Source organism: Pseudomonas sp. R4-84 (assembly GCF_054130985.1).
In genome coordinates this window covers 2,417,736-2,438,402 of the sequence record NZ_CP096390.1, presented here as the reverse complement: position 1 = coordinate 2,438,402, position 20,667 = coordinate 2,417,736, and the positions used below count along the sequence as shown (strand labels likewise).

General features: G+C 60.3%; 14 protein-coding genes. 8 read left to right on the top strand and 6 right to left on the bottom strand.

Features of this window, described 5'->3' with window-relative positions:
• Positions 1-23 precede the first annotated feature (23 nt).
• The 4 genes from M1D68_RS11260 to M1D68_RS11245 form a co-directional block, all read right to left on the bottom strand.
• The gene (locus tag M1D68_RS11260; protein ID WP_434611164.1) at positions 24-1,694 is read right to left on the bottom strand and encodes a BCCT family transporter; all 1,671 of its coding nucleotides are present in this window, start codon (positions 1,692-1,694) and stop codon (positions 24-26) included.
• Positions 1,695-1,978: 284 nt separating this feature from the next.
• The gene (locus M1D68_RS11255; protein WP_434563798.1) at positions 1,979-2,998 is read right to left on the bottom strand and encodes a TRAP transporter substrate-binding protein; all 1,020 of its coding nucleotides are present in this window, start codon (positions 2,996-2,998) and stop codon (positions 1,979-1,981) included.
• Positions 2,999-3,050: 52 nt separating this feature from the next.
• The gene (locus tag M1D68_RS11250) at positions 3,051-4,331 is read right to left on the bottom strand and encodes a TRAP transporter large permease subunit (protein WP_457970379.1); all 1,281 of its coding nucleotides are present in this window, start codon (positions 4,329-4,331) and stop codon (positions 3,051-3,053) included.
• Complete coding sequence (locus M1D68_RS11245) at positions 4,328-4,873, bottom strand: TRAP transporter small permease (RefSeq protein ID WP_434563796.1); 546 nt, start codon at positions 4,871-4,873, stop codon at positions 4,328-4,330. Before M1D68_RS11245 ends, M1D68_RS11250 begins: the two co-directional genes overlap by 4 nt.
• Before the next feature lie 505 nt (positions 4,874-5,378).
• On the opposite strand from M1D68_RS11245, the gene M1D68_RS11240 reads away from it, so the two are divergent.
• Positions 5,379-5,636, top strand: coding sequence for a phage infection protein (locus M1D68_RS11240; protein ID WP_457970377.1), 258 nt, complete (start codon positions 5,379-5,381; stop codon positions 5,634-5,636).
• Positions 5,637-5,865: 229 nt separating this feature from the next.
• Here M1D68_RS11240 and M1D68_RS11235 read toward each other — a convergent pair whose 3' ends face one another.
• Positions 5,866-10,734, bottom strand: a complete 4,869-nt coding sequence (locus tag M1D68_RS11235; RefSeq protein ID WP_457970375.1) for an NAD-glutamate dehydrogenase — start codon at positions 10,732-10,734, stop codon at positions 5,866-5,868.
• A 475-nt stretch (positions 10,735-11,209) separates the two neighbouring features.
• Between M1D68_RS11235 and M1D68_RS11230 the strand changes: the two genes are divergently transcribed.
• The 7 genes from M1D68_RS11230 to M1D68_RS11200 all read left to right on the top strand — a co-directional run bounded on the left by M1D68_RS11230 (position 11,210) and on the right by M1D68_RS11200 (position 19,491).
• The gene (locus M1D68_RS11230; protein WP_434563790.1) at positions 11,210-11,563 is read left to right on the top strand and encodes a hypothetical protein; all 354 of its coding nucleotides are present in this window, start codon (positions 11,210-11,212) and stop codon (positions 11,561-11,563) included.
• A 221-nt stretch (positions 11,564-11,784) separates the two neighbouring features.
• On the top strand, positions 11,785-12,810 hold the full coding sequence (locus M1D68_RS11225) for a LacI family DNA-binding transcriptional regulator (protein ID WP_457970373.1): 1,026 nt from the start codon (positions 11,785-11,787) through the stop codon (positions 12,808-12,810).
• Between the two features lie 155 nt (positions 12,811-12,965).
• The gene (locus tag M1D68_RS11220) at positions 12,966-13,748 is read left to right on the top strand and encodes a sugar phosphate isomerase/epimerase family protein (protein ID WP_434650869.1); all 783 of its coding nucleotides are present in this window, start codon (positions 12,966-12,968) and stop codon (positions 13,746-13,748) included.
• Positions 13,741-14,751: a sugar kinase gene (locus M1D68_RS11215; RefSeq protein WP_457970371.1), complete on the top strand. Its 1,011-nt coding sequence runs from the start codon at positions 13,741-13,743 to the stop codon at positions 14,749-14,751. The genes M1D68_RS11220 and M1D68_RS11215 overlap by 8 nt, the downstream gene beginning before the upstream one ends.
• Before the next feature lie 55 nt (positions 14,752-14,806).
• Positions 14,807-16,102 (top strand): MFS transporter, encoded by a 1,296-nt coding sequence (locus M1D68_RS11210; RefSeq protein ID WP_445571712.1) that lies wholly within the window; start codon positions 14,807-14,809, stop codon positions 16,100-16,102.
• A gap of 16 nt (positions 16,103-16,118) precedes the next feature.
• Positions 16,119-17,096: a 2-hydroxyacid dehydrogenase gene (locus tag M1D68_RS11205; RefSeq protein WP_457970369.1), complete on the top strand. Its 978-nt coding sequence runs from the start codon at positions 16,119-16,121 to the stop codon at positions 17,094-17,096.
• 679 nt (positions 17,097-17,775) lie between these two features.
• Positions 17,776-19,491, top strand: coding sequence for an ATP-binding cassette domain-containing protein (locus M1D68_RS11200; protein WP_457970367.1), 1,716 nt, complete (start codon positions 17,776-17,778; stop codon positions 19,489-19,491).
• Between the two features lie 244 nt (positions 19,492-19,735).
• Here M1D68_RS11200 and M1D68_RS11195 read toward each other — a convergent pair whose 3' ends face one another.
• Positions 19,736-20,104 (bottom strand): DUF6124 family protein, encoded by a 369-nt coding sequence (locus M1D68_RS11195; protein WP_420766530.1) that lies wholly within the window; start codon positions 20,102-20,104, stop codon positions 19,736-19,738.
• Positions 20,105-20,667: the final 563 nt, after the last annotated feature.

Sequence of the window (20,667 nt, the reverse complement as noted above, 5' to 3'; positions counted from 1 at the left end):
CGCCCCAGCCAATCTTCAGGCGATCAGGATCGCGGTTCTGACATCAATCCCTTCACCAGGGAAATACAGCCCAGCAGCAGAACGATGGCAAAGGGAAGCCCGGTCGAAACCGCCATGGCCTGCAAGGCGACCAGCCCCCCACCCAACAGCAGCGCAATCGCGATCACGCCCTCGATGACAGCCCAGAAAACCCGTTGGGGCACAGGCGCATCGACCTTGCCGCCGGCCGTGATGGTGTCGATTACCAGCGAGCCGGAGTCCGACGAAGTGATGAAGAACACGATCACCAGCACGATGCCCAGCAACGAGGAAATTTCCTTGAGGGGCAGCGCCTCCAGCATCGCGAACAGCTTGAGTTCCAACACTGCATCCTTTACCCCACTCAATCCCTGCAAGGTGGCCTGGTCGATAGCCGTCCCGCCAAAAGTGGTCATCCATAGCACCGACACCAGCGAAGGCACCAGCAAGACAGAAATCAGAAATTCCCGGACGGTCCGGCCCCGGCTGACCCGCGCAATGAACATACCTACAAAGGGCGACCAGCTGATCCACCAGGCCCAGTAGAACGCTGTCCAGCCCTGGGTGAACTCGGCGTCCGTACGGCCAAAGGGATTGGACAGCGCGGGCAGGTATTCAGCGTAGGTCACCACGTTCTTGAAGAAGCCGGTAAGAATGGCCAAGGTGGGACCGACCACGATGATGAAGAGCAGCAACAGGAGCGCCAGGCCCATATTGATTTCCGAGAGCAGCTTGACGCCCTTCTCCAGCCCGGCCAGAACCGACCACAGGGCAATCAGCGTGATACCGATGATCAGTACCACTTTGCTGACGTTGGACGATGGAATGCCGAACAGATGTTCAATCCCCGCCGCGGCCTGCTCGGCACCGATGCCCAGCGAGGTCGCCAGCCCGAACAGCGTCGCGAACACCGCCAGGATATCGATGATATGCCCTGGCCAGCCCCAGACGCGCTCCCCCAGCAACGGATAGAAAATCGAGCGAATCGACAGCGGCAAGCCTTTGTTGAACGAGAACAGCGCCAAGGACAACGCCACGATGGCGTAGATGGCCCAGGGATGCAGACCCCAGTGAAAAATCGTCGCAGCCATCGCCAGGTCCGCAGCGCCTTTCATATCGCCCGCTGCGCCATCGAGGGGGGCCCAGTCCGTGCGTACCCCGCTGGGATCGAGCGTCACGCCCCCCATCGCGGCGGCATAATGCGACATGGGCTCCGCTACGCCGTAGAACATGAGCCCGATGCCCATCCCGGCGGCGAACAACATGGAGAACCAACCCACATAGGTATGATCGGGCGTGGCATCGCGACCGCCCAATCGCACCTTGCCCAGTGGCGAAACGATCAACGCCAGGCACAACAGAACGAAAATATTGCCTGCGCTCATGAAGAACCAGGCCAGGTGCCGGGTCAGCCAACCGCGCATGGCGCTGAAAAGCGGCTCGACTTCATTTTGCAGCGCCAGCGTCACGATGACGAACAACAAAACGGTGGCGGCAGAGATGAGGAAAACCTTGCCATGGATGTCCAGGGAGAAAGAAAACTCACCGCGGAAATTGTCCTGTCCGATGACGTAGTCTGTTTCGATGAGATTTGCCTCGCCGCTAGGGGCAGGTATCCCCTCCGTACCGGGCGTCTGGGATTTTCCTGATAGATCGTCTACAGGATCTTTACCCACGTGAACCTCCTTTGATTATGCAACACGCACGCGCGCGTGATGGTCTGAAAAGCCCCGCTGTTCCAAGTGAAAACGAGAGTAAGTGCCATAGCCTAACAAGTCTGGAGGCATGCCTGTGACATCGACCGGCCATGACTGTTCCACAAACGACATCAGGTTGGGCCTACGAGACGCCGCGACCGTACTGGTTGCGCATCGAAGTCATCCGCCCCCAGGCAAAACGAAGGGCGCCGGGACAGTGTCCGGGCGCCCTTCGTATGGACCGTCCGTGGGGGTGCTTCAACTCACTGCGCGGCACGCACCTTGTTGATTTCGTCGTACATCATTTTCACCAGATCCCCGTCCAACGACTTGGCGAACTTGTCGACGACTGGCTTCACGCGCTCGCGAAAGCGGTCTTTCTCGGCCGGGGTGATTTCATTGACGGTCATCGCACCGGCCAGCGCCGCCTTGGCCTTTTCCATGCTCGTCTCGGTGACTTCACGCTGGAAGGTCTGCGCCTCGGCTGCGGCTGCGCGAATCATTGCCTTTTCGTCGTCGTTGAGGCGGTTCCAGGTTTTCTGGCTGATGATCAACGACTGCGGGTTGAAGATGTGGCCGGTGACGGAAAGATATTTCTGCACCTCGTAGAACTTGTTGCCCTCGATCACCGTGAACGGGTTTTCCTGGCCGTCGATGGTGTGCTGCTCAAGGCCCGTGTACACCTCGGGGAACGCCATCGGCACCGGGTTGGCGCCCAGGGCTGAGAAGGTTTCCAGGTAGATCGGTGACTGGATGACGCGCAGCTTCAAGCCCTGCAGGTCTTCGAGCTTGGTCACCGGGTGCTTGCTGTTGGTCAGGTTACGGAACCCCAGGTCCCAATAACCCAGCCCTACCAGCCCCTTGCTGTCCAGCTGTGCCGCCAGTTTCTGCCCGACCGGCCCATCGATGACGGCATGGGCCTCCTTGACGTCGTTGAACAGGAAGGGGAAATCGAGCATGGCGTAATCCGGTGCCTGGGCGGCCAGGATGCCGGAGTTGAGCACGGTGATGTCCAAGGTGCCGCCCTGCAATGCCGACACCGTTTGCACGTCGCCGCCCAGGGTTCCGCCAGGGAACAGGCGGACCTTTATCTTACCGCCGCTCTTTTCACTGAGCAGGTCGGCGAACTTCTGCGCGCCCTGGCCCTGGGGATGTTCCTTGACGTTCTGGAACGCGAATCGCAAGGTCCGCTCACGGATCTCGTCCGCGTGGCTGGCCACGCCGGTCAGCAGCAAGCCCGTCGCGCACGCCCCGGCCAGCAAGGTTTTCATCAGTTTTCCCATGTCACTCTCCGATCGTTATTGTTTTTAAAGGTCGAGCCAGCGAGCACCGGTGTCAGCCGGTGAAAAATTTCAACGGTCCCAGTACCAGTTGCGGAAACAGCACCAACAGAAACAGCACCACAAATTGCGCAATCATGAACGGCCAGACCCCCCGGACTATTTCCTCGAACTCCAGCTTCGCCACGCTGCAGACCACGTTCAGCACCGTGCCCACGGGCGGCGTGATCAACCCAATCGCAGTGTTGATCAGAAACAGCACGCCGAAATACACCGGGTCGATCCCCGCCTGGATCACCGCTGGCATCAATACCGGCGTCAGGATGAGGATGGTCGGGGTCATGTCCATCACCGTACCGACCAGGATGATCAACGCCATCATCACCAGCAGCAGGAGCGTCTGGTTGTCCATGAACGGCGCGAGCAGTTCCGCCAGCTGGCCCGGCAGGTCGGCGATGGTCACCAGCCACGATGAAACCATGGCCGCTGCCACCAGCAGCATCACCACCGAGGTGGTCCTGGCCGAAGACAGGATCACTTCGTACAGCTGGCTGATCTTCATCTCCCGGTAGATCACCAGGGACACGAACAGCGAATAGACTGCCGCGACCACTGCTGCCTCCGTTGGCGTGAAGATGCCGAACTTGAGGCCCAGGATGATGATCAGCGGCAAGCCCATCGCCCAACTGCCATCGAGCAACGTGCGTAGCACCTCGGCACGGGAACGCTTCGGCGCCGTCTCGACGTTCTCGCGCCGGGAGATCAACCACCAGGCGATGGCCAGCCCGACGCCGAGCATCAGCCCCGGCACGATACCGGCCAGGAACAGCTTGGAAATCGACACGCCGGACGCCACGCCAAAAACGATGAAGCCGATGCTGGGCGGAATCACTGGCGCAATGGTGCTGCCGGCGGCGATCAGCCCGGCCGAACGTCCCCGGTTGTGCCCCGCCAACACCATCATCGGCACCAGCAACGCCGCCAACGCCGCCGCATCGGCCACCGCCGAACCGGAAAGCGAGGCCAGCAGGCAGGAGGCAATGATCGCGACGTAACCCAGGCCGCCGCGCTTATGCCCAACCAGCGCCATGGCAATGTTGACGATGCGCTTGGATAACCCGCCGACATTCATGACTTCGCCGGCCAGCATGAAGAACGGCACGGCCATCAGCGGAAAGCTGTCGGCGCCATTGAGCAAATTTTGCGCAATGATCTGCGCATCGAACAAGTCCAGGTAAAACATCAACGCGACGCTGACCACCAGCAAGGCAAAGGCAATCGGGATACCCAACGCCATGCTGCCCAGCAGCGACCCGAGGAAAATAGCCAACGTCATGGGCGGGTACTCTTGAGGGTGTCAGGGTTGAGGCCGGCGGCTTCGCTTTCCTCGACTGACAAAGGATCGTCATCCCGCAGTTTGCCGAACAGTGCCAGGTACAGTTCGTACAGCAGGATCGCCGTGGCGCTGACCCCGAACACCAGCCCGGCGGCGTAGAACAGCGCCATCGAAAGGCCCGAAGCCGGCGCGACCACGTTGAGGTTGATCACCGCCTGCTGCCAACTGCCGCTGACGATCAGTCCGCAAATGTAGAGCATCAGCAGATGCCCGATGACCAGGCAGGCACGCTTGCCTGCTGGCGGCAAGCGCTTGACCAGGCTGTTCATGCCCAGGTGCGCGCGGTCCTTGAGCGCCACGAGGGCACCTAGAAAAATCATCCAGACGAAGAACCAGCGCGACAGTTCCTCCGACACACTGATGCCGGAGTTGAAGGCATAGCGCAGCACTACATTGCCGAACACCAGCACGATCATCGCGACCATGCACAGCACGATCAGCAACTTGAGCAGCTTGAAATACAGATCGACGACTTTTGTCATCTTGAACACCTCCAGGTTGATCCGGACACCGGCCGTGTAGCCGGCGACAGGGCGAGCGCTATCGGATCGACGCTGGAATATTCCGGAAAGCACCGCAAAGGGAGGTACGCAATGAGGACAAGTTCGGTTGACGGGCACGCATGAGGGGATCCTCTGTTTTTATTATGGCCTCGCCTGGACATGGCAAGGCTGGGTGACCGCTAAAATGTACTACCCAGTTAATCCGGTCAATAACCTTGCTTGACCGGATGACCGATCCAGGCGGAACTACCGTGCGATTATCGGTCACCGTTGCGAGGCGCCCCGCAGCCTCCCGGTTGGGTGAGGGATTTTTCGAAGGCGATTTGTATCGCTCTGTATAGGAGCAGCCGATTGATACGAATCCGCCGATTTCGGGCCTTTGCGGCACACATCCTCGATACACCCGGGCGCTTAACTGCACACACCGGACAGCAGCACACACCCGCTGCACTGGCCCACTCAATCAAGCGCAAGGAGAATTACCATGATCAACTTCTCGAAACTCTCGTCCCTGGCAATCGCCCTGACCCTGGTTGGCGGCGTCGGCCTGTCAAACATCGCCTCGGCCGAAAGCGCACCGTCATCTTACGAACAGGCTGCACATCAGTTGGCCGAAGGTGGCTCCGATCGCCTGATCGAGAATCGCGTAGCCGAAGGCGGGGCTGATCGCTTGATCGAGAATCGCGTAGCCGAAGGCGGGGCTGATCGGTTGCAGGAGCTGCGTGAACGCAGCCCTGCCTGAGAGCGCTTTTCTGTGGCGAGGGGATTTATCCCCGCTGGGCTGCGCAGCATCCCTAAAGCCTTCGCCTCTGTCTTACAGGCCCACCGAGCTGCCTGATTTGGGTCTGCTGCGCAGCCCAGCGGGGATAAATCCCCTCGCCACAAGAGCTTTCTGGCCTTCATGGGCTGGAACATCACCCATAAAAAAGCCCCGCATCTCTCGATGCGGGGCTTTTTTATTCAACGGTGAATCAGTTGGCCGTCACGACCGCCTGACCACTTAGCGCCAGGTCCAGCAGCTCGCGGTTGGCCACCGCATACATGGCGTAGTCGGTGCCGCTGGCGGCACGGATGTCCACCAGCATGGCGCGCCAGCGCTCGACCATTTCACGATGCTGCTCGAGCCACAGCGCCAGGCGGGTTTCCACGTCCTGGCTACCGTCACCTTCCTGCAGGACCGAGATGGTGATCGCCCGTTGCTGCCAGTCGATGTCATCGCGGAACGCTTCACGGGCCAGGGCCTGCCAGTTGTTTTCAACCGGCAAGGCACTGATTTGCTGCAGGTACCAGGTGATGTCAAGCGCGCTGCCCACGGCGAAGTAAGCCTTGGCCACGTCGGCGGCGTTCTGGCCGGTGACGTCGGACGCCTCGATGATCGGCAACAAGGTGTACAGGTGCGTAGTACCGGCAACCATGCGCGCCAGCAGTTCCGGCACGCCGGCCGCCACGTAGGCCTGGTAGCGAGTCTGCCAACCTTCGCGGGTCGGGCCTTCCAACAGTTCGTCGAGCTTGAGGCCCAACGCCGCCAGGTGAGGACCGAAGTGAGCGACGTCACGGGCAGCATTCTGCTCGTTGCGGCGGCTGCGCAGGAACCAACGCGTGGCGCGACGACCCAGGCGCATCAGCTCATCCATCAGCTCCAGCTGCACGTCGGCGGAAACCTGGTGGTCCAGGGCTTCGATCTGGCGGAACCAGTGTGGGAGATGGAAGATATCTCGCACGATCACATAAGCACCCGCCACGTTCGCCGGGCTCATGCCCGTCGACTCTTTCAACCGCTGGACGAAGGTGATGCCCATGTGGTTGACCAGGTCGTTGGCGATCTGGGTGCTGACGATCTCGCGCTTCAGGCGATGGCGACGCATGGCCTCGGAGAACTTGCTCACCAGCGTTGGCGGGAAAGCCGTCTCCATGTCACGGGTCAGGTAATCGTCGTCCGGCACCAGGGAGTTGAGCAGCGCTTCCTTGAGGTCGATCTTGCTGTAGGAGATCAGCACCGACAGTTCGGCACGGGTCAGGCCGTGGCCCGCCGCGACACGTTCGGCCAGTTGTTCTTCGGTCGGCAGGAACTCGATGGCGCGGTCCAGCTTGCCACGGGCTTCCAGGTCGTTCATCAAGCGCTTGTACTCGGCGATCCGCACGAAGGCGCGGCGTGCCGCCAGGGACAAGGCCTGGGTCTGCTTGTAGTTGTTGCCCAACACCAGGCCACCGACTTCGTCGGTCATGCTCGCCAGCAACTGGTTGCGCTGCTTGTCGGTCATGTCGCCGGCCTGCACCACTTCGTTGAGCAGGATCTTGATGTTCACTTCGTGGTCGGAGCAGTCCACGCCACCGGCGTTGTCGATGAAGTCGGTGTTGGTGGCGCCGCCATTGAGGCCGAACTCGACGCGACCCAGTTGGGTCATGCCCAGGTTACCGCCCTCGCCCACCACCTTGCAGCGCAGTTCGTTGCCGTTCACGCGCAGCGCATCGTTGGCCTTGTCGCCGACATCGGCGTGGCTTTCGCTGCTGGCCTTGACGTAGGTGCCGATACCACCGTTCCACAACAGGTCCACCGGCGCCTTGAGCAAGGCGTTCAGCAGTTCGGTCGGGGTTAGTTTGTCGGCCTTGATGTCGAAGCGCTCTTTCATCTGCGGCGAGATCGCGATGCTCTTCGCGCTGCGCGAGAAGATGCCGCCGCCCTCGGACATGATGCTGGTGTCGTAGTCGGTCCAGGCCGAACGCGGCAGCTCGAACAGACGCTTGCGCTCGGCAAAGCTGCTGGCAGGCTCTGGGTTCGGGTCGATGAAGATGTGCAGGTGGTTGAAAGCCGCGACCAGTTGCAGCTTGTCGGACATCAACAAGCCGTTGCCGAACACGTCGCCGGCCATGTCGCCGACGCCCACCACGGTGATGCTGTCTTGCTGGACGTTGATGCCGCGCTCGCGGAAGTGGCGCTGCACGCCGACCCACGCGCCCTTGGCGGTGATGCCCATTTTCTTGTGGTCGTAGCCGGCCGAACCGCCGGAGGCGAACGCATCGCCCAACCAGAAGCCGTAGTCGATGGCGATGCCGTTGGCGATGTCGGAGAAGGTCGCGGTGCCCTTGTCCGCCGCGACCACCAGGTACGGGTCATCGTCGTCATGCCGCACAACGTTGGCCGGCGGTACCAGCGCGCCGTCCTTCAGGTTGTCGGTGATGTCCAACAGGCCCGAAATGAAGATGCGGTAGCAGGCGATGCCCTCGGCCGCGATCTCGTCCCGGCTGCCGCCCAATGGCAGGCGACGCGGCAGGAAACCGCCCTTGGCGCCCACCGGCACGATCACCGAGTTCTTCACTTGCTGGGCTTTTACCAGGCCCAGCACTTCGGTGCGGTAGTCTTCTTCACGATCCGACCAGCGCAGACCGCCACGGGCAACGTTGCCGAAGCGCAGGTGCACGCCTTCGACCCGTGGCGAGTAGACGAAGATTTCGAACTTCGGCACCGGCTTCGGCAGTTCCGGAATCAGGTGCGGGTTGAACTTGAAGCTGAAGTACGACTTGTTCTGGCCGTTGGCGTCGGTCTGGTAGAAGTTGGTCCGCAAGGTGGCCTTGATCAGGTCCAGATAGCGACGCAGGATGCGGTCTTCGTTGAGTACCTGCACCTCGTCCAGGGCCGAGAGGATCGCTTGCTCCAGACGCAGTTGCTTGTCTTCCAGGTCATCGCCGCTGAGCTTGCGCGCCAGGTAGAAACGGGTCTTGAACAACCGGGTCAATTCGCGAGCGATGTCGGTGTGGTTATTCAGGGTACTGGCGATGTAGCCGAGGTCGAAGCCCAGGCGGATCTGTTTCAGGTAGCGGGCGTAGGCACGTAGCAACGCCACGTCGCGCCATGGCAGGCCGGCGGTCAGCACCAGGCGGTTGAACGCATCGTTCTCGGCATCACCACGCACGATGTGGACGAACGCGTCCTGCAAGGTGTCGTTGAGTTGCTGGATGTCGAGGTCCAGGCCTTCGGCGGCGGTGAAGGCGAAATCATGGATCCAGAACTCGCGGCCATTGGTGTGGCGCAGGCGGTACGGGAACTCGCCCAGCACGCGCAGGCCGAGGTTTTCCAGGATCGGCAGCACGTCGGACAACGCCAACGGCGTGTCGGCGTGATACAGCTTGCAATGCAGCTCACGCTGGCCGGACACCTGGCCCAACGGCTGGTAGAAGCTCATCACCAGCGGGTTGGTTTCACTCAGGCTCAGCAGGTGTTGCATGTCCACCACGGCGGAGTGCGCGGCAAAGCGCTCGCGGTATCCGGCCGGGAAGCCTTTCGGGAAATCCGACAGCACGTTGGTGCCCTGGGCTTCGCCGAAGCTCTCGATGACCAGGCTGGCGTAGTCGTCCTTCCAACTGCGGCAGGCCTGCACGACTTCTTTTTCCAGCAGCAGCGGGTCGATGTCGATGCGGTTCTTCGGGTCCACCCGCAGGATCAATTGCACGCGGGCCAGTACGGACTCGGAGAAGAACGTCCAGAACTCGCAATCCGACGCCTTCAGGCGATCCATCAACACTTGCTGGATCTTCTGGCGAACTTCGGTGGAGTAGATGTCACGCGGCACGTAGGCCAGGCAGTAGCAGAAACGGCCGTACGGGTCCTTGCGCAGGAAAACGCGAATCTTGTTGCGTTCCTGGATCTGCACGATCGACATGACGGTGCTGAACAGCTCGTCCACCGGGGTCTGGAACAGGTCGTCGCGGGGCAGCACTTCAACCACCTGGGCCAGTTCCTTGCCCAGGTGCGCCTTGGCCTGGAAGCCCGAGCGACGTTCGATTTCCTCGACCTTGCGGCGGATGTACGGAATGACCCGCACGCTCTCGCCATACACCGAGGAGGTGTAAAGGCCCATGAAGCGGCATTCCTTGACGACCTTGCCGTTGGCGTCGATCTCGCGGATCGATACGTAGTCCGGGTAGGCCGGACGGTGTACGCGGCTCGGGTGCGCGGCCTTGGCGAACGACAGCAGGGTCGGTTCGCGCAGGTAGTTGACGGCGTAGTCTTCGATGCGCAGGTCTTCGGCGGTCAGGCCGGCGCGCAGCAACTTGGTCAGGCCGAGGAAGGACTCGGGGTCGTACTCGATGTGACCGCCATCGGCTTCGTCGCGAACCACGAACTCTTCGTAGCCCAGGAAGGTGAAGTGGTTACCCACCAACCATTCCAGGAAGCTCTTGATCTCGGCCTTTTCGTCGGCGTCGGTGGCGTAGGCGCTGTTGTCCAGGCTCGCGAGGATTTCCTGCACCTTGGCTTTCATCGGCTCGAAATCAGCCACGGCGACGCGCACTTCGCCCAGCACCTGCTCAAGCTCCTTGCTCAGGACGTTGAGTTCGGCGGCGTTGGCGCAGCGGTCGATTTCCAGGTACATCAGCGACTCTTGCAGCACGTCGTCGCCCTGGGTGCCCTTCGGCAGGATCTCCAGCAACTCGCCCTTGCTGCCGCGACGCACGCTCAGGACGGTGGTTTGCAGGGTATGGATGCTGTAGCCGCGACGGTTCAGCTCGGTGCGGACCGAATCCACCAGGAACGGCAGGTCATGGTGCAGCACTTCGACGGCGGTGTGGGTCGATTGCCAGCCGTGGCGTTCGTAATCGGGGTTATAGACGCGCACCTGCGGTTGCGCGTGGTCGAAGCGCTCAAGCAGGCGCCAAGCGGACAGGGTGCAGCCGGCGAGGTCGGACAACCGGCGCTGGGTGAGTTCATCTAGGGAAATGATGCCGAAAAATTGTTCAGCGAACAGCGCCACTTGTGGCAGTGCCTGTTCACTGATGTGCTGCGCCAGTGCCGCTTGCAGTTGATGCTGGAAGTCGGCTTTGCTGGCTGCGGTGAAGAACGCCATCTGTGGTACTCCGCTTGGGCTTGTTATTGATGAAAGCGTCGCGTGCAGCCCCTTTCGGGGCCGTCGGCCATCCCGTTCCTGATTCTCGGGCAGAGGAAACAGGATGACAGGTGGGTGAAGCTGGACGCGACCCGCAGGTCACATCCTTTTCTCACCTAATTGCAACGTAATGACCACCTGCAAAAAACACTCCGCGATGCTCTTTGCAGGTACACATCCGTTGCGCAGCTTAACGAGTGCGACAACGTGCCTGCTTGCAGCGCTGCGACATATTCGGTCATCGGCTAGCTCCCCCGCTCGCCAGGCATCGAACAACCCTAGGCTGTGTACGAAATGTGCGCGAGCACATCTCATACAGACCCTAGCAGTCCCAGGGCCAAACGGCACCCTGCGGTGGTAATCCAGCAGAAATTCGCCGGGACTGGCAGAATCCCGTTTTGCCCCCGCAAGGCTCATCGGAGCCAGGAGCCTTCCCATGCAAATGACCACCGCCCTGCTGATCGCCAACCCATGCGATGACGAAGAAGACAACATGGCCATGCTCTGCTGCCACAGCGCCCAGGGCGAAATGTTCCTGATGACGCGCTATCCGGACGAAGACGAACTGGAGATAACCCTGGACGGCGAGCCCTCGACGCTGGACGGCGTCAAGGTCACACTCAGCCCGACCCTGCTGAAAATCGAAATCGCCGCGACGGACGCCGATGCGCTCAATGGCGATGATGTGCTGGAAATAACCTTCGATCCCAAGGTGACGGACGTGGCGGAAGTGGAGCTGACCTTGCAGAACATCCTCAGGGGCACGGGGACCTATATAAGCCAGCTCTGACTTCCAGGCGAGCGCTCCTCTGTGGCGAGGGAGCTTGCTCCCGCTCGACTGCGCAGCAGTCGCAAGGCGGCCTATGTAGCTTGCTCATTACATCGCGGCGAGTGATGCGAAGCACCGTCGGTCGTACCTGTGACGCGCCGCCCTTGACGACCGAATGAGTTCTGGTGTTTCCTGAAACCGGTTTCAGAGCCTCAATAAATCTAAAAAGCAGGTTTCAATCCGTGAATTCTTTCTCCGCCGCCCAGCGCAGCCGCGTGACCATGCTCGACGTCGCCGAACGCGCTGGGGTCTCCAAGGCCAGCGTCTCGCGTTTCATTGGCGAGGACCGCGCCCTTCTCTCGGAAGCCATCGCCCGGCGCATCGAGCAGGCGATCAGCGAGCTGGGCTACCGGCCGAATCAGATGGCCCGCGGCCTCAAGCGCGGGCGCACGCGCCTGATCGGCATGCTCGTGGCCGATATCCGCAACCCCTATTCGATTGCCGTGATGCATGGCGTGGAAACCGCCTGCCGGCGCCACGGCTACAGCCTGGTGGTGTGCAACACCGACCGCGACGATGAGCAGGAGCGCCAACACCTGGCGCTGCTGCGCGCCTATAACGTCGAAGGGCTGATTGTGAACACGCTGGGTCATCACCGCGATGAGCTGGTCGAACTGCGCAGCGAGATGCCCATGGTGCTGGTGGATCGCAAGGTCGATCGACTCGAAGCCGACCTCGTCGGGCTGGGCAACCCGGCCGCCGTCGAGATGGCCCTCGATCACCTCGAACAGCGCGGCTACCGCGACCTGCTGTTGGTCACCGAGCCGTACGATGGCACCAGTTCGCGGATCGAGCGGGTCGACAGTTTCAAGGCCAGCATCGAACGACGCCCAGCCCTGGCCGGCACCGTGGTGGAAACCTGCGATCAACTGCTCCCGCGCATCAAGACCTTTCTCGCGCAGCCGGACCGTGGCCCCAAGGCGTTGTTTTGCGCCAACGGTATCGCCGCGCTGGCTGCGACCCAGGCATTACGCGATTTAGGTTGCCACTTGTTCGACGATATCGGTTTGATCGCCCTCGATGACCTGGACTGGTATCCCTTGGTGGGTAGCGGCATTACCGCCCTCGCCCAACCCACCGCCGAAATCGGCGCCCGTGCGTTCGAATGCCTGCTCAAGCGCCTGCGCGGCGATAACGGGCCGGTGCAGACCCTGGATTTCTCGGCGCGGTTGATTGAGCGTGGGTCGACGCTTGGGAATGTTCGGTGATGGTGAGGGCCCTATCGCGAGCAAGCTCGCTCCCACGAGGGATTTTCAGCGTCGCGCGGACCTGTGGGAGCGAGCTTGCTCGCGATAGGGCCCTCCAGCACACCACCTAAATTTTTTTGACCAAAACTGAAACCGGTTTCAGAGGTACAACAACAATGAACAAACCAGCCGTTTCCATCAGCCTTTCCAGCTACGGCGCCGACCTCGTACGCCAGCATGGTCAAGGCAGCTTCATCGCCCTGCTGGCCGCCGCCGGCGCGTCGCGCATCGAATGGCGCGAAGAGCTGCTCACCACCGAACAACCCGCCGAACTGGCCGCTGGGGCGCGGGCCCAGGGGTTGGAAAGTATCTTTTCATCGCCGATCGAGCTCTGGCTCCCCGGCCAGCCCAGGCCCAATCCCGCCCTGGCGTCCACCCTGCAACGTTGCGAAGCGTTCGGCTCGGCTTGGCTGAAGGTTTCCCTCGGCCACTTCACTGACTCCCACGACGTATCAGCCCTGGCGGATGCCCTATCGGCAAGCCCGGTGCAACTGCTGGTGGAAAACGACCAGACCTTGCAAGGCGGGCGGATCGAGCCCTTGCAACGCTTCTTCGCGGCGGTGGAAGAACGCGGGGTACCCATCGGCATGACCTTCGACATCGGCAACTGGCAATGGCAGGACCAATCAGCCACCGTGGCCGCCCTGCAACTCGGACGGCACGTGGCATATGTGCATTGCAAGGCCGTGGCCCGACGCGCCGATGGCAAGCTGGTCGCGGTGCCGCCAGCCGCGACCGACCTGCACCTGTGGGAGCAATTGCTCAAGCACATGCCGGTCGGCGTGATGCGCGCCGCCGAGTACCCGCTAGAAGGCGATGACCTGCTGCAACTGACCGCTGAACATGTCGCCACCCTGTCCCGCCTGGGGCAATCGCGCCGGGAGGCCGCTCATGTCTGAGATCGATGTGCTGTCGTTCGGTGAAACCATGGCCATGCTGGTGGCCGACGAGACCGGCGACCTGGCGACCGTCAACCAGTTTCACAAACGCATCGCCGGGGCCGACAGCAATGTGGCCATCGGCTTGTCACGGCTGGGTTTCCAAGTCGCGTGGCTCAGTCGGGTCGGCGCCGACTCCCTGGGCCGTTTCGTGGTGCAGACGCTGGAAAAGGAAGGCCTGGATTGCCGTCACGTGGCGGTTGATCCGGCGCACCCCACCGGGTTCCAGCTCAAGTCCCGTACCGACGATGGCAGCGACCCGCAAGTCGAATATTTCCGGCGTGGTTCGGCGGCCAGTCACTTGTCCGTGGACTCCATCGCACCGCCATTGCTCGCCGCCCGTCATTTGCATGCCACCGGTATCGTGCCAGCGCTGTCTGTGACTGCACGGGCGATGTCCTTCGAATTGATGACCCGCATGCGCGAGGCCGGCCGCAGCCTGTCGTTCGACCCCAACCTGCGCCCGAGCCTGTGGTCCAGCGAAGCGACGATGATCAGCGAGATCAATCGCCACGCCGCCCTCGCCCACTGGGTCTTGCCCGGCCTCGGTGAAGGTCGGCTGCTGACCGGTTTTGACGACCCGGCCGACATCGCCGCGTTCTACCTGGACCAGGGCGCCGAAGCCGTGGTGATCAAGCTCGGCCCGGACGGCGCTTATTACCGCACCTCGCGTGACCAGGGATTCATCGCCGGCGTGCCGGTGGCCCGGGTGGTGGACACCGTGGGCGCCGGGGATGGCTTCGCCGTCGGCCTGATCAGCGCATTGCTCGAAGGCCGCGACATCACCGAGGCGGTACGGCGGGCGAACTGGATTGGCAGCCGCGCGGTGCAGAACCGTGGAGACATGGAAGGGCTGCCGACGCGCCTGGAATTGTCGGCTGAATTTGAAACCGCCCATCGCGAGCAAGCTCGCTCCCACAAAGATTCGAGTTACCCCTGTGGAAGCGAGCTCGCTCGCGATTGAATCCACCGCTAAACGCACCTGCTGCATAAAAACAACAAGCTCAGGAGTCAACGACATGCAAACGCTCAACCTCGCCACCCGCCGCTGGTGGTACATCATGCCCATCGTCTTCATCACCTACAGTCTGGCCTACCTGGACCGGGCCAACTATGGTTTCGCCGCGGCTTCGGGCATGGCCGAAGACTTGATGATCACGCCAGGGCTGTCCTCGTTGCTGGGCGCGCTGTTTTTCCTCGGCTACTTTTTCTTCCAGGTGCCCGGGGCAATCTACGCGCAGAAACACAGCGTGAAAAAGCTGATCTTCGTCAGCCTGATCCTCTGGGGCTCGCTGGCGACCCTCACGGGCGTGGTCTCCAATGCGTATTGGCTGATCGTGATCCGCTTCATGCTCGGCGTGGTGGAAGCCGCCGTGATGCCGGCGATGCTGGTCTATCTCTGCCATTGGTTCACCCGGGCCGAACGCTCGCGGGCCAACACCTTCCTGATCCTTGGCAACCCGGTCACCATGCTGTGGATGTCGGTGGTCTCGGGGTACCTCGTCGAGCAATTCGACTGGCGCTGGATGTTCATCATCGAGGGCCTGCCGGCGGTGCTCTGGGCCTTTGTCTGGTGGCGCCTGGCCGATGATCGTCCAGCCCAGGCCAAGTGGCTCAGCGAGCAGGAGAAGAAGGACCTGGAAAGCGTGCTGGCCGCCGAGCAGGTCGGTATCAAGGCCGTGAAGAACTATGCCGAGGCCTTCCGCTCGCCGAAAGTGATCATCCTGGCGTTGCAGTTTTTTTTCTGGAGCATTGGCGTCTACGGGTTCGTGCTGTGGTTGCCGTCGATCCTCAAGGCAGGCCTGAAGATGAACATGGTCGAGGCCGGATGGCTGTCATCGCTGCCTTATCTGGCGGCAGTGATCGCCATGCTGATCGTGTCCTGGGCGTCGGACAAGGTCCAGAAACGCAAGCGTTTCGTCTGGCCGCCGCTGCTGGTCGCCTCCATCGCGTTTTACGCCTCCTATCTGCTCGGAGCTGAACACTTCTGGTGGTCCTATGCCTTGCTGGTGATTGCCGGCGCCTGCATGTACGCGCCCTACGGGCCGTTTTTCGCCATCGTTCCGGAGATTCTCCCGGCCAATGTCGCGGGTGGCGCCATGGCGCTGATCAACAGCATGGGCGCGCTGGGTTCGTTCGGCGGCTCCTATCTGGTGGGCTACCTCAACGGTTCCACCGGCTCCACCGGCATGTCCTTTCTGTTGATGAGCGGCGCGTTGCTGCTGTCGGTGTTGCTGACCCTTGCCCTCAAACCCGGCGCCAGCGACCGGGTCGTGACCAAAACCGCGACGCCCCATCCGGCGCCTGTCCGTTAACGAATCGGGAACCCCTATGAAAAAGCACGTGGTGTTGTACAAAAAGCTGTCAGCGCAACTGATGGATCGCTTGCAGGCGCATGCCCAGGTCACCCTCATCGAAAACCTGGACGCCCACGGCCTGGCGCAACTGCGCACCGCCCTGCCCAGCGCTCATGCCCTGCTGGGCGCAAGCCTGAGACTCGATCCGTCGCTGCTGGACCTGGCCCCCAACCTTGAGGCGATCGCCAGCGTTTCGGTGGGCGTCGACAATTACGATATCGATTACCTGACCGAACGCCGGATCCTGCTCACCAATACGCCGGATGTGTTGACCGAAACCACCGCCGACACCGGCTTCGCCTTGATTCTGGCAACCGCCCGACGCGTGGTGGAGCTGGCCAACCTCGTCCGCGCAGGCGGTTGGCAACAGAGCATCGGGCCCCGACATTTCGGCAGCGACGTCCACGGCAAGACCCTGGGCATCGTCGGCATGGGCCGCATCGGCGAAGCCCTGGCCCAGCGCGGGCACTTTGGCTTCGGCATGCCGGTGCTCTATCACAGCCATTCGCCGAAACCCGCTGTTGAACAACGTTTCAATGCGCGCTATTGCGATCTGGATACGCTGCTGCAACAGGCCGACTTCATATGCCTGACCTTGCCGTTGACCGCTGAAACCGAAGACCTGATCGATGCACGGGCGTTTGCGCAGATGCGCCCTGACAGCATCTTCATCAACATCTCCCGAGGCAAAGTCGTCGACGAAGCGGCAATGATCGACGCCTTGCGCAACGGGCAGATCCGTGGTGCCGGGCTGGACGTTTTCGAGCGCGAGCCCCTGGACCCGGAATCGCCGCTGTTGCAGATGGACAACGTAGTGGCGACGCCGCACATGGGCTCCGCCACCCACGAGACCCGGGAAGCGATGGCGCGTTGTGCCGTGGAGAACCTGCTGGCGGCGCTGGCGGGTGAAAGGCCAGCGAACCTGGTCAATCCGGGGGCGTGGAAGCGCTGACATTACGGCCTTCAAAATGTGCCATCGCAAGCAAGATCGCGATGGCACCTGTATTCATTTAGATGTGCACGCAACACAACCTTTCCGGGCACGCCCGCCTTAGAGCGCCGCTGCCGAATTATCCTTTTTGATCCTTCCTTAAATAATATAAACATACCAAACGGCGAAAACAGTAGAGAGAAACCACACTTCCAGCAAAGCAGCTACATTCCTACATCTCCCTCCTACTCAACGGCAAGAACAAACCTACGTCAGCCTCGGAAGTCACGCAATAGCCTTCACATCACCCCAATGCTATTAATTAATCACTTGCGAACAAACGCAAGTTGGGCGCTCGCATCGCGACGCCCATTAATTACATTGGAGTAATCGATATGGGTAGGAAACGCTCTAGAATAAATCATACCTTTTTCGGCCTGCCGCAGGCATTAGGCCTTTCTAAAGATCTGCTCGCAACGGAAGCCGATTTTTTCGCGTCACTGACTGCAAAAAAACTATCCATTAAACGAATGAAATACTCGACCGAACGGTAGCCCGCTTCTCAGGCAACAGCATCGTCACCCAGATCTATATCCCAGGACTTGAGCGCTTCAACATCATTAGAAACGGTCGCTTGGTGGTGCCTCAGTACGTGTTACGCGGTTGAATTATCGAACGCAAAGCAACCAGGAGCGAGTACATGCACAGCATCCGAGCAATGATAAAAACCGCCTATAAAAAACACGCCAAGCTTCTAGCAATAACCGTAATCACAATTATCGCACTCAAGCTCATCACACTTGCCCCCCCGCTGTTACTCGGAACCATTATCGATACCCTGCAAGACGATAGCAATCCAGCATCGAGCACTCTACTTGCAATGACGACAGTCTTGATTGTCGCGGGATGTATTCATGCCATCATCACGCCTCTGCAGCTCCATGCGCTGTCCAAGCTGGTACAGGGCATTATCATGAACGCTTCCATTGAGTGGATCACCGAACTCATAGGTAAAGAATTTTCGTTATTTAACTCTTGGAGAATCGGTCATTTCATCAAATCGGTCGAGCGCGGAATTACTGCGCACGAACAACTACTCACTTTCATTGTAACCATTGCGCTCCCCGTACTCTTGGAGTTTATAGTTGTTGGGGGAGCTTTTGTTTACATAGGGGGTGGTGATATTTTTTTGAGCATGACGGCATCCGGAGTTATCTATCTGGCTACCACCCACCAAATTATCAAATGGCGAAGAAAGCACATCGATGCAGTCAATGAACAGGAAGATGAGTTAAGTGCACACCTCTACAACACCCTCAACGCGGGGAAAAACATAAAGCTGGAAGGTGCCATACCTACTGCCCTGCACCCGTTGAACGCGGCGTTCAGACGTTATGCCAGCGCTGCTGTGACTACGGCATCCTCTGGCGGCCTGCTGAGCACCGCCAAGATATTGTTCGTAAGCCTCTCCACTGGGGGATTGCTCTACTGGGGCGTCTTGGACCAGCTTTCGGGTCAGCCCAGTATCAGTGTCGGGCAGTTGGTTGCCATTTTTTCAATCGCGGGGAGTTATCTGCTCAGTATTTCAACCTTGACTGACGGGTATCGTGTTCTTGATCAGTTCCTTGCAGACCAGGGTCAATTTCAGGGTCTGCTATCACTCCCGGACTTCGATCGCAGCAATCGGCTGGCCTTGGTTGATTCCCAGCGCTCCTCAGTTCTGGAACTCGGCCCCTGCGAAGTGACGGGAACGGGACCGCTTCGCCTGTCGATCAAGCGCTCCCTGGCATTTGCTCAAGGGCAGTCAGTGGCCGTTACGGGCCCTAGCGGCGCAGGCAAAACCACTTTTCTGGAAGTCCTCGCCGGGCTTGATGCATCAAAGCGAGACCTACTGAGCATCGACTTGGTACCGGTCTCACTTTTGACCGGCCAAGCCCACTTGGACGCCTTGAGATACTGCCCCCAACAACCGCGATTTCTGGAGGGTTCTTTTGAACAATCGGTTCTGTTCGGAGGCAGCGCATCGCCGATGTTGTCTAGAGCCATACGGCAATTGGAACTGGATGAGATTGTGACAACACGGCAGGTCAGCGAAAATGCATCGAATATCTCCGGAGGCGAAGCTAAACGCCTATCACTGCTGCGCCTTATCAACAAACCCGGAAAATTCAATATGTTCGACGAGCCAAGCGCATCCATAGAACCCAGGCTGACCACGCCTCTATGGGACCTGTTATTCGACGTTTTTGCCGGGCAAGGGTTGATATGTGTCACCCATGACATTGACCACCTGCATCGGTTTGACCGGGTCATTGTGATGCATGACGGGGCAATCGTGGAGGACGGTCCGTGGCTGGATCTTATCGACAGGCCAGCAATCAAGCTGCTGGTGGATGAGATTCGGATGCAGAACTAGCGAAATATGGTGCTGGATCTGCTGCCGTCATCGTCGGATCGCCGCCGGAGCAGGCTCGCTCCCAAGGTTTTGCCGTTTGCCCAAATTTAAGGAATGACACAAGTCCCTTGTGGCGAAGGAGTTTGCTCCCGTTCGGCTGCGCAGCAGTCGCAGGCCCGGCGGGCGCGGTGTGTATGGGGAACCGCGCCGGCTCGGTTTGGGGCTGCTGCGCAGCCCAGCGGGAGCAAGCTCCCTCGCCACGAGGTTATGTCGGCTGACGGGTTTCGATGTTGTCCAGTGCACGGTTCGCCAGCAGGCTGCCCAGTTCGATCAGTTGCTGAATGCCCAGGAGGAAATGCCGGCGTGAACCGTCCAGGTCAAAAGCCAAGTCATTGGCCATGGCATTGGCCGAAGCCAGGGTTTCGCTGAGGTAGGCAAGCAAGCTTTCGGTGTCGATGTCTTTGTTGACGGTAAAGAGTTGGCCGGGGGCAGGTTCTGCTCCGGGTTTGGCCGGTTTGCGTTTTAGGTAATGGTCGAGGACTCGGTCGGTGACTTCGTCGTGTTTTTGGGACTTGGTTTTTGGGCGCGGTGAGGACGAATCGGTGTTCGGTGGGTTGGGCGTTACTTTGAACATAGATGAAACTCCAGATTAGAAAATTGGAGCCATCTCTCTCGCTACCAAACGAAGGGAGGTGGCCATACGAAGGTTGGTAGACCGGTTATCTGGCAACCCGGCGCGTCCAAGGACGCCCTGCGCATGACCACCATAAAACAGAGGACGAAAAGCCCCCTATATCAGGCTGCACCTGCGCCAGAAAACCGGGCTACCAAACCCGATCGCTGATTCCTCAACGACCCGGAAACGATAGAACCTGCCTTCCAAGCGCACAAGCCGGCGGATTCTGGCGCAGTCGTAGGCAATGGCGCAAGACAACGTAGCCTGTTCCAGAGCACTCCTACGTCCGGATAAACATCCCTTCATTTTGAGAGTGCGTTGCACTCAAGCGGGAGCAAGCTTCCTCGCCACGGGGTAAGTGCGCCTGTCCGGGTGGGATTCTTCGCAAGCAAGCCCACCCCCCAATGTTTCCAAGCCGATCACAATTCACACGGCCGATCAAAATCCCGTTAGTCGCCACCCCCCGCGATGCATTAAAGTAACGCCCCCAGCCCCGGCGTTATCCGAACGCCTGGGCCACC